We start from the raw sequence: 7,869 nt of genomic DNA on the forward strand, positions 1-7,869 counted from the left end.
CTGGAGGATTAGTGATGATTAACAATATCGTAATTTTTATTATGGACAATTAAACGGATTTGATCTAATATCCTGTCCGATAGTATTGGCAATGTATCCCAGGGTTTGGCTTACTATTATTGCGATATTGCGTTCGCGAAGCGTCGGGCTTTGCCCGAATCGCATTCTTATTGCTTTCCCGTAGCGCCTCCTAAGGAACATCCCTTAGGGGGGACCAGGCGAGCATCCCATTTCGCCTACTACTTGGCATACTACATTAATACAACAGAAGGAAACACCAGCCTTTTAGCCTAATCACTGAGTGCGATATTTGCTAAAATATACAGGATATGGTATAAATTTGGATTATCAGTAACTACGCACGTAATTTGGGCTCATTTCCCATTTCCTTGTCTACCATTAAAGTGGCAACTGATCCAAAAAATACCCGAATAGTCCACTGCTAATGCCACTACAGCGATGACCAATACCATCCAATGCACCTTAACTGGAAACATCGAGTCAGTAGCTCAGGTAAACTATCTCCTCAGTCAGGATGGCCTTCGATTCAAAATCAAAACCTTGCCCACTGATGATATTCCTACTGGAATCCATTCCTGGCAAGTCGCCCCCAATACTAGCTCAGATGGTGTAATAGGCTCTCTCTACCTAGAAGCCATGACTGAGACAGTCCAGGAAGAGCAATGGTTAATCGCTGGCAGAGTAGTGCAGTTAGGAAAACGAGGACAGTTTGTACAACTAAAAGTTTCCAGACCAGGACAGAAAACCCTGAAGATCAGTGTCTTGGGCTCTAGCAAGCACATGAAAATTGGGGAACTGTGGGAAGTAGTTGCTAAGCGCCAACGGGATACCCTGATTTTACATCGAGCTTTACCCCAAGGAGAGCACAATTCCAATAGCCGTCCAGCTTCGAAGAAAAACCGTAGCCACAAACCGGTCGAGTCTAGGAAGTATAAACATGAGTCAACATTTCAACAAACCCAAACAACCTTGTTACAGCAGGCTCTGACCAGGCTATCAGATGACCATTATCCCTCCAAATCTACACTAGCTGCTCCCCCGACGGAAACCATTGATAGAGTCTTAGCCACGTTGAAACAGAAAACCGGTGTCAACGATTGGCAATTAGACTTGCCTAAACAGCGAGGTCGAACAAGATGGGAATGGGAAGCGTTCTCCCCTTCAACCCAGCAACAAGCACGAGTGAGTTTGAAGGGAAACTATATCCACGTATATTATTACCAGTTTCCGGATATCCCATCTGCAAGTGTTGATTCTCAATCCTATGATCGTTTAATTGTTACTCCTTTAGGAGCAGCTAGAAGCATTGGTGCCAGTTGTTTCCAAATTATGATTGGTCCGTATGAACTAGTTTTAGACTGTGGCACTCGACCCAAAGGCTACGACCCTTTGCCCGCCTTGGACTATCTGGATAATCCTAACCTGCTCCTGATATCCCATAGCCATCAAGACCACCTTGGTGCTGTCCCCGTCTTTCACAGCCGCTACCCTGGTGCGCGGATGATTTCCACTCATGGCACCAGGGAAATTGCCCATGTCATGCTCAGGGATGGACTGAAGATACAGCAACTGAATGAAGACTCTCCAGAGTTATTTGATGAGGGCGATTTAGAACAAACCTTGTTTCAATTGGAAACTCAACCAGTAGGCAAAGACTTTGAGGCATTACCGGGACTAATGGTAAGGTTCATCAATGCCGGGCATATCTTGGGTGCGGCTTGTATCTATCTGCGCTATAAGGATATGTCTTTACTCTACACCGGAGACTTCCACACTACCAATAGTCGCACCACTAACGGCTTGAATTTAGCTGAGCTTCCTGAAGCGGATATTTTAATTACTGAGTCTACCTATGGTTCCTCTGTCCACCCCGCTAGAAGAAATCAAGAAACTGCATTGATGGAATCCATTGCTGAAGTAGTGCAAGCTGGGGGCAATGTTTTAATTCCCTCTTTTGCTTTGGGTAGAGCTCAGGAAATCCTGTTAGCGATCCGCACCTCCAAGCTATTTAATAAATTAACAGTTCCCATCTTTGTGGATGGATTGGTCAGAGCAGTCACAGAGGTATTCCGAGAAAACCTGGACTTATTGCCTATTCCAGTTCAAAACTTAGTCAAGATTAATGGCCAGGAACCATTCTTTGATAAAACCAGTACACCCCCGATTATTTCTATCGAACACTTTCGGGAACGTCCGATTGCGATCGCAAAACCCAGTGTAATTGTGGCCAGTTCAGGTATGCTCACCGGAGGACCTTCAGTCTATTATGCCTCAGTACTGCTAGAGCGAGAGAATGCTGCCATCTTTATTTCTGGCTACACTGATGAGGAATCCCCTGGCCGACTCCTGCAAAGTATCAAAACTGGGGACACTATTGAACTAGATGGGAAACCAATTACCGTCAAAGCTCAAATCCAACGGTTTAACCTCTCTGCCCATACCGATAAAGTAGGACTCGGACAAGTAATCAACAAGGTAAAGCCCAAGCACCTAGTCTTAATTCACGGAGAATTAGAAGCCTTACACCAAGTAGCCCGGTCTGGAGACAATCAGTCCTTGTTCTATATCCATATTCCTGCTGTGGGGGATAAAATTGAATTAGGAGTAGCACCGGAACAGCTTTCCCGACAGCAGCTTGCTAAAATTCAGCAACCCCAAGAGTTTGACGTGATGGTGGAGACCTTTGGTACCGATGCTTGGTTGCGAGTTCCCGAAGAGGTGGTGGAAAAAGACCCTCGATGGCAGACCTTGAGTATCAGCGGCATTATCAAAGCGCGATGGGATGGTGTGAATCTCAAGCTTGCTCCCATGCAACCGGAAATGATACTTCAGGAAGAAGAAATTGAAGCAGGGCTTAAGAGTGGAAAGGATTGCTGTGCCGTGTGTCAGTTTTTCAGTGGTAGATTTTGTGAATCTCCTGATAGTCCTTTGTTTGAGCGGAGAGTTGATCCCTTGGCAATCTGTGATCAATTTCAATCTAAAGTCCAGGATATGTCAACTCTTGACACTGACCTTCTGTTGGCAGAGGAAGTTGATTACTAGCAAGAGCGTTCCCCTGCAGCCGGACTTTAAGATCTTCGCGATCTTCGGGATTTTCCCGGTCTTACCCATTTCAACAAGGCGGCACCCAGATTCGAACTGGGGATAAAGGCTTTGCAGGCCCCTGCCTTACCACTTGGCTATGCCGCCACGCCACTAGTTTCTTATTATATCATACTATATCACTTTTCAATTTCTTTGAATATCTCAGCAATTGCCCATATTCAAAATCTTACCGCGTCCAGTGCATCCCCTTTAGCCGGTGCTTCCATGGTGAAGGAAGACGCAAAGAACGCTAATAAGTAGTTTTTTTACTGGTTTATTGTACCGTTGGGCATAGTTGCCTGATTGAGATTAGTGTTATCGAAATTAGCACCATTAATGACAGACCCTTCTAAGTCTGCCTTGGCCAGATCAGTACCATTGAGATTGGCACCAGTCAAGTTAGATCCTGTTAAATCTGTATTACTTAAATTGGCACCAGTCAGGTTAGCACCGCTTAAATCCGCATTGGCTAAATCTGCTCCAGCCAAATCGGCACCGGTGAGATTGGCATTGCTGAAGTTAGCCTGACTTAAATCAGCACGGCTGAAATTAGCACCAGTCAGGTTAGCATTAGTGAAATCTACTCCTGACAAGTCCACATTCGTACAATCTGCCCCACTGAGGTTAGCACCCCTGAGGTCTTTCTCGATCAGGGGTGTACACTTGTTAATATGTCCTGACCCTAGATTATCCTCAAACGCTGTGGATTGGTCTTCAGGTACACTTACCTCTGTTGGCCCTGCTTCTGGGAGTGGTATAGATTCCAATAGCTCCGCTTCTGCGACTGGTCTAGGTTCTACAAAATTAGCTAACCATCCTATACCCGCAAGAGCGAGTAAGACTGTACCCATACCAATCAACATCAGACCAGATATATTACTATGATGTTTAGGGAGTAGGGATTGAGAATGCGTTCGCTTTTTAATCTCAGCAAGGGCTTTTTCCATAAATTCTGGGGGAATTTGTGCCTCTTTACCTGCTTCAATCAACTCCTTGACAGAATAGCTTTGGTTGTGCTGAGCATAGAGTTGAGCCGCTAGGGCGAATACTTGGTGGGCTTGGTCTTCAGGGATACGGTCTTTTGGGAGTTTCATAGTTATTTGGAGCGTTGGGAAGCCAGTCAGAGCGGAGATAGTATAAGTGCCAGGCTGTCAAGCCTGTCAATTTCTAATCTAGCAAGCCAGACTTTTAAGTGTTAATGGTTGGTTAATCGAGCTTGCTTACCTCTCGGCTAAACTGATCCCGAAAGTGAGGGTGATCTATCCCGCCAGTCAAGAAACTTACCTTAAAGTAACGCTGGGCCTATGGTTAATTAGCGTATGCTTTGGATTTATGCTTCTTTATCTTGCGAATACTTGGTAATATAATTGGATCTGTTCGCTCATTTCGCTCATAGTAACGTGGTCACCCTTCCTGTTCAACAAGAGCATCTGTTTAACCGCAGCCTCAACACCATCAAAGGTGTAAAACTACTGTTTGTCGAAGCAGAGCTGCTTTTCGATGTCTCTTGCCCTGATCTTGATGCCCTCAAGCAGCAACTGGAAAATCCCTTCTCGATCTTTGTCTGTGGAGAATTTAATGCCGGAAAATCCAGTGTCCTGAATCGCTTGAGTAATGACGAGCTAGCTGCTGTGGGCATACTTCCGACCACAAACTCGATTCAACCCTATTACCCAGATGGGTTTGATGGCATTGTCTTTATTGATAGCCCAGGCACAAACTCGATCATTGAACGTCACCAAGCACTGACAGAGGATTATCTACAGCATGCTGATATCATCCTGTTTGTCACTTCAGTGGAACGACCACTGACTAAATCAGAGCTAGACTTTCTCTCCTTAGTCAGTAAGATCTGGGTACGTAAAGTAATCGTTATTATTAATAAAGTGGATCTGATCACCCCACAAGAGAGTGAACAGATTATCTCACACGTTAAAGATGGACTTAGTGATGTCTTTACAGAAGTACCACCATTATTTACAGTATCAACACGCACTGGTAAAGACATCGACAGCCTACGAGATTTCTTACTAGAGTTTCTGGTAGAAGCTGAAAAAATACGGCTAAAACTTCAAGGTCCTCAGAACTCTCTGTTAGTTTACCTAGAGCAGTTAGAGAAAAAGAACTATCAGGCACGGGAGAAAGTTATTGCCGAAAAAACCATATTTGACCGATCCCTATTGCGAATCAATGAGCGCATTGAGCAATATGACCTGATTTTTGGTGTTTTTAGAGAAAAAATTCGTGACCTGTTTACCAATCTAATTCAACAATTACATAAGCTAATCCAGGATAATTTCGCCTTCATTAGCCTATTAAAAAAGCGTATTATTAGGGAAGACGATCTCCTGGAAGAAAAAGTAGCTAGGGCGATCAAGGAGGTAAAACTTGAGCAACAGATGGAGGATATTGTTAAGGAAGCAGCATCAACCCTTGTGAAATATCGAGAACAAATTATTCGCGAAGCTAGGGAAGATTTACAAGTAGCAGCAACCCTCTCAGAAGACTCATTTCAGGTTCCCGAACTTAATAGTGGTAAAATTGATACCACTGCTATCTCTGACAATCTTAAGGTAGCTTCAGAAAAGGGACTCAACAACTTTTTGACCTTGGGAACAGCTGCCGCAGCAACAGGAATTGGGGGACATGTAGTAGCCACCGCTGCACTATTTGATCTGTCAGCTTTTGTACTAGCTCTGATGTTGACCATGTTTAGCTTCAATGCAGTTCCTAAACAGCGTGATAAGGCAACCCAACAGCTTGATGAAACCTTGCGTGAGTTGCAGAATAACTATACCGATAAGCTAAAACAAGGTTTGCAGCAAGAATTGGTAAACAGCCTCAAGCAGTTCACTGATTCTCTGAAGCCGAGACTGGGGGAAATTGAGCATAAACTCGCTGCCAGTCAATCCTTGGAGGATAATTTACAAAGTCTCCGGCAGGAGATTAACGATATTCTAAAGGAGGTAGAGCAGCTATAGCTGTCACGGCTGTTTCATCGAATGATTTTTAATATTCATAGTCGCAAGCTCACGGTATACCCTGATTCGGAACGAGTGTTTGTTCATCTATTTGGTTCACAACCAACAGCATTCTGGCTAGACAGCTCTCGTATAGAACCTGGTCTATCTCGTTTTTCTTTTATGGGAGATGGTACAGGACCAAACAGCCTGCTAGTGCAATACTCGATTACTGACCAAAAACTTACCATTAACTGCTCGGGCAAAACAACACATCGTCAAGAAAGTATCTTCTCCTATCTACACAGAGAAATTGAGCGCCGATACAACTGTTTAGAAGGACTTCCCTTTGACTTTAATTGTGGTTTTGTTGGCTACTTTGGTTACGAACTAAAAGCCGAATGTGGAGGAAAGCTCGTCCATCAATCGCCATTTCCAGATGCGATGTTTCTCTTAGCAGACCGAATTATTGCTTTTGACCATCAAGAGCAAGTAACCTATCTGTTGTGTCTGACTAAAAAAGGAGAAAATAGCCACGCCAATGCCTGGTTTGAAGGTATCGAAAAACAGCTTTGTACTCTACCTCCTCTGCCTCCCATTGAGTTAGACTATACTCATCGAAAAGTTAGCTTTCGATTGAGTCGTTCCTACCAGAGATATCTGGAGGATATTCAAGAAAGTCTGGATCAGATTAAAGCTGGAGAAAGCTACGAAATTTGCTTGACTAACAAAATTTATGCCAATATCGAACTTGACCCCTTGGCATTTTACCGAAGGTTGCGCCAACTCAATCCTGCACCCTACTCTGCCTTCCTAAAATTTGGCGAGCTAGCTGTGGCTTGTTCATCCCCAGAACGATTCCTGAAAATTGACTCCTCAGGTTGGGTGGAATCTAAACCCATCAAAGGAACTGCCGCACGAGGCCAAACAGAAGAAGAAGACCGACTGTTGTGCGAAGCGTTACGCACTCAGGAAAAAAACCGTTGTGAAAACATAATGATTGTAGACTTACTTAGGAACGATTTGGGCAGGGTTTGCGAAATTGGCAGTGTCCATGTCCCTAAGTTAATGGATGTGGAAACCTATGCCACAGTTCATCAACTGGTGAGTACAATTCGGGGTCGTTTGCGTCCAGATGTACGGGTGGGGGACTGTATCCGTGCCACATTTCCTGGAGGATCCATGACTGGTGCTCCTAAGATCTCAACCATGGAGATTATTGATCGATTGGAACTTCAGGCCAGGGGAATCTATTCCGGAGCGATCGGGTTTCTTGCACTCAACGGTGCTGCAGACCTTAACATTGTGATCCGAACTGCTGAGATTACTCCCAATCAAGTATCGATTGGTATCGGTGGTGCTCTGATTGCTTTATCGAATCCCCAGCTGGAATTTGAAGAAACCCTACTCAAGGCTGAAGCCCTAGTGCGTGCGATTGTCTACACGGTTTGTGGAGAGTTTTCCCCAGAGTTGTTTGATATTGATGGTTTACAAACCGAGATGGTGAATTGTTAATATAGTAGTTCTCAATGGGTGAAGTACCTCGTCCAGGGTTTTAGGGAGTAGGGAGTAGGGAGTAGGGAGTAGGGAGTAGGGGTAAGAAAATTAAATTTATAGCAGTCGCCAGGGCAGGCGCGGACATGACAAAAGTCTCAAACCTAAGTAAGCGCAAGAGTTTGACTTCGGTAGAGTCGATGCCTGGTATTACCCAGGGCACCTCTCCTTCAAATCTGGGCGTGCGACTTTCACCGCACCCAGCTCCTAGATATCCTGACCTTTCGGTCTGCTTCCGTGGATTAGTTGA

5 protein-coding genes and 1 tRNA gene are annotated in these 7,869 nt (G+C 44.6%); 3 read left to right on the forward strand and 3 right to left on the reverse strand.

Going from position 1 to position 7,869, the window contains the following annotated elements; genetic code table 11:
• Window positions 1-459: 459 nt before the first annotated feature.
• Window positions 460-3,063, forward strand: a complete 2,604-nt coding sequence (locus F6K53_RS17680; protein ID WP_293081492.1) for an MBL fold metallo-hydrolase — start codon at window positions 460-462, stop codon at window positions 3,061-3,063.
• 76 nt (window positions 3,064-3,139) lie between these two features.
• Here the strand turns inward: F6K53_RS17680 and F6K53_RS17685 are convergent.
• Window positions 3,140-3,210, reverse strand: a tRNA-Cys gene (locus F6K53_RS17685).
• Between the two features lie 161 nt (window positions 3,211-3,371).
• Window positions 3,372-4,199 (reverse strand): pentapeptide repeat-containing protein, encoded by an 828-nt coding sequence (locus tag F6K53_RS17690; protein WP_293081495.1) that lies wholly within the window; start codon window positions 4,197-4,199, stop codon window positions 3,372-3,374.
• A gap of 306 nt (window positions 4,200-4,505) precedes the next feature.
• On the opposite strand from F6K53_RS17690, the gene F6K53_RS17695 reads away from it, so the two are divergent.
• Window positions 4,506-6,086 (forward strand): dynamin family protein, encoded by a 1,581-nt coding sequence (locus tag F6K53_RS17695; RefSeq protein ID WP_293081498.1) that lies wholly within the window; start codon window positions 4,506-4,508, stop codon window positions 6,084-6,086.
• 21 nt (window positions 6,087-6,107) lie between these two features.
• The gene (gene pabB, locus F6K53_RS17700) at window positions 6,108-7,580 is read left to right on the forward strand and encodes an aminodeoxychorismate synthase component I (protein ID WP_293081501.1); all 1,473 of its coding nucleotides are present in this window, start codon (window positions 6,108-6,110) and stop codon (window positions 7,578-7,580) included.
• Between the two features lie 40 nt (window positions 7,581-7,620).
• Here pabB and F6K53_RS17705 read toward each other — a convergent pair.
• Window positions 7,621-7,869 (reverse strand): hypothetical protein (locus F6K53_RS17705; RefSeq protein ID WP_366511353.1); only part of this gene is annotated, 249 nt, incomplete at its 5' end.

Source organism: Moorena sp. SIO4A1, from assembly GCF_010672065.1.
Taxonomy (GTDB): Bacteria; Cyanobacteriota; Cyanobacteriia; order Cyanobacteriales; family Coleofasciculaceae; genus Moorena.

Coding starts and splice junctions, on each gene's coding strand:
- pabB (WP_293081501.1), top strand. CDS start 6,108: ATGATTTTTAATATTCATAGTCGCAAGCTCACGGTATACCCTGATTCG.
- F6K53_RS17680 (WP_293081492.1), top strand. CDS start 460: ATGACCAATACCATCCAATGCACCTTAACTGGAAACATCGAGTCAGTA.
- F6K53_RS17690 (WP_293081495.1), bottom strand. CDS start 4,199: ATGAAACTCCCAAAAGACCGTATCCCTGAAGACCAAGCCCACCAAGTA.